2 protein-coding genes are annotated in these 2,304 nt (G+C 51.0%); one reads left to right on the forward strand and one right to left on the reverse strand.

Features of this window, described 5'->3' with window-relative positions; all coding sequences use genetic code 11:
• Positions 1-214 precede the first annotated feature (214 nt).
• Positions 215-2,026: a glycosyltransferase family 2 protein gene (locus Q358_RS0113855; protein WP_027962520.1), complete on the forward strand. Its 1,812-nt coding sequence runs from the start codon at positions 215-217 to the stop codon at positions 2,024-2,026.
• A gap of 35 nt (positions 2,027-2,061) precedes the next feature.
• On the opposite strand, the gene Q358_RS18870 is transcribed toward Q358_RS0113855, so the two are convergent.
• On the reverse strand, positions 2,062-2,304 hold a 243-nt coding region (locus Q358_RS18870), incomplete at its 5' end, for a hypothetical protein (RefSeq protein ID WP_211248341.1).

Raw genomic sequence — 2,304 nt, forward strand, 5'->3', positions numbered from 1 at the left:
ACGTGTCTTCTTCATCGGAGTAGCTTGCTTTGCCATGGGTCACCTCGTTGAGTGTATACCTTAACGGGGTGTCCACTGTTGGTGGGCAAGATCACTGTCGCTTCGCAAGCTCGAAGACAAGAGCATCTGCGACCGCCTGCTGCTTGATGCTCTTGCCGCCGTCAGGCCGGGCAAGGTCGATGAAGATATTGAGCTTGTCAAAAAGTCGCGTCTGGTGAATGGCAAGTGGTACCTAGTAGAGCACGAGGTATGGCTGCCCAAGAAAGTTGACCCGCTGCTGCACTACCTGGCCGTTGGCTGGCGACTTGGCCTTGCCCCCTGCAAGCGTTTCGATAACGACTATTACCTCAGCGCCTATAAAGACAGCATGAAGCCCGGCGAAGTGCCGCTTCTTCACTACCTCTACAAGGGTCAGGCGAATGGTAATGAGATTAAGGAACAGAAAATCAACGGCATTGCTAACCTTGCTGTTCGACTATGGGGAGGGCATTCTGTTTCCGCGCTTGAGGCATTGGAAGCTATTTATGGCGACTCAAGTGCTACTGAGGCATCTCGCTGGTGGGCCATGTGGCATGTGGCTCGCTGGAGGTACTTTTGCGGTGAAATAGAGCAAGCTCTTACTTTGGCAGAGAATATGCTGGCGCTAGTGTCTGTCAATGAGTCAAGAAAAGAAGCAGTATATTTGGCGTATTTTTGCTTGTTAAACCTTGAGCGAAATAATGAAGCCAGATCAATTCTTGAATCGTTTGTGAGCGTGCATCCCGGCGATTCGGATGCACACCTGGCCCTGGCAAACTCACTGGGTAGCGATGCTCGCCGACTGGAGCTAATCAACCAAGCGTTTTCTATTCAAGGATTTGGCGGAATACGCCGTAAAGATGAAACCAAGCCGCTTTCAATTGGTAATATAGAAGGACTGCCTGTCAAGAAAATCAGCGGTGGTAAGAAAGTCTCCATTATCATGCCCATTTACAGTGCGGCCGGGCAAATACACATCGCCATCGAATCGCTGCTGGCGCAGAGTTACAAGAATATCGAGATTGTCGCTGTCGATGACTGCTCGCCGGATAACACCTTTAAAATTCTTAAAGCTCTCGAGAAAAAAGATTCGCGCGTAAAGGCCGTGAGGCCACCAAAAAATGGGGGCGCCTATGCAGCGCGTAACTACGGTCTGAAGTTTGCTACGGGCGACCTGTTGACCACCCATGACAGCGATGACTGGTCACACCCGCAGAAAATTGCAGCGCAGGTGGAGTATCTGGAGGAGCATCCCGAGGTGATGGGCTGCTCTGCGCACTGGATTCGTGCCCAGGAAAACCTTGCATTCACCCAGAACTGGCGCCCAAATGGATTTCTCACTCATTGGAGCCAGTCTTCCTTTATGTTCAGAAGAGAAGTGCTGGAGACCATCGGTGAGTGGGATCATGTGCGTATCGGCGGTGATACGGAATATATTTGGCGCATGCAGTCCCAGTTTGGGAAAAAATCATTTGCCAAGATCCACCCCGAGATTCCCTTAGCCTTTGCGCTGGATGAGGAGTCGTCACTGACGCGCACCAAGGCCACCCATGTGCGCACGGTGTATTGCGGCCTTCGCCATATCTATCGTGAAATCTGCGCCTGGTGGCATGCGTCGCAGAAGCACCTTAACGTCAAGGGAGCTAAGGAGCGCCGCCCCTTCCCCGCACCGCGCAGCATGTTCGAGCGGACCGACGATCCTCTCGTTTTCGATACGGTGATCGCCGCTGATTTTTCGAGGCTTAGCGATTGCCAGAAGGCGGCTGACTTTATCGGAAAGCAGCCAAAAAAGAAAGTGGCGCTCTTCCACTGGCCCAGCTTTCACAAGGCACCGGAGTCGCTCTGTAACTTGTACTTTGAACTGCTGGAGCAGGGCAAGGTGGAACCGGTTGTGATGGGGCAAAAAGTCACAGCTGACCACTATAAGATAACTGAAAAGGAATTGGTGGAATATCCGCTGGATGGGTATCCTGAATTTTCTGGGCTGAAGGCTTGGGGAGAGGTGTGAGTCAGTTTTTTATTTCTATTTTTCTAACCTTTCTCTTATTGCGAGAGGTGCTTTTCGAGTTGATGATGAGAGTGGTGGATTTTAAATGAATAAGCATGTTTTTGTAATGATTCGTTACAGTGTTTTAACTGAGAGTAAGGAGTCATGGAGGATTGGCCGGGATGTCGATTTGGAAGAATATAAGCCTGAATCCGTGATGCCGGCGTCGACACTTTCCCTATCGCCGTCAGCGAGCATTTTTTGACCTCCGATTCCGTCTCAACCGCCGAATGCATCTC

The organism is Halomonas halodenitrificans DSM 735, assembly GCF_000620045.1.
GTDB classification, from domain to species: Bacteria; Pseudomonadota; Gammaproteobacteria; order Pseudomonadales; family Halomonadaceae; genus Halomonas; species Halomonas halodenitrificans.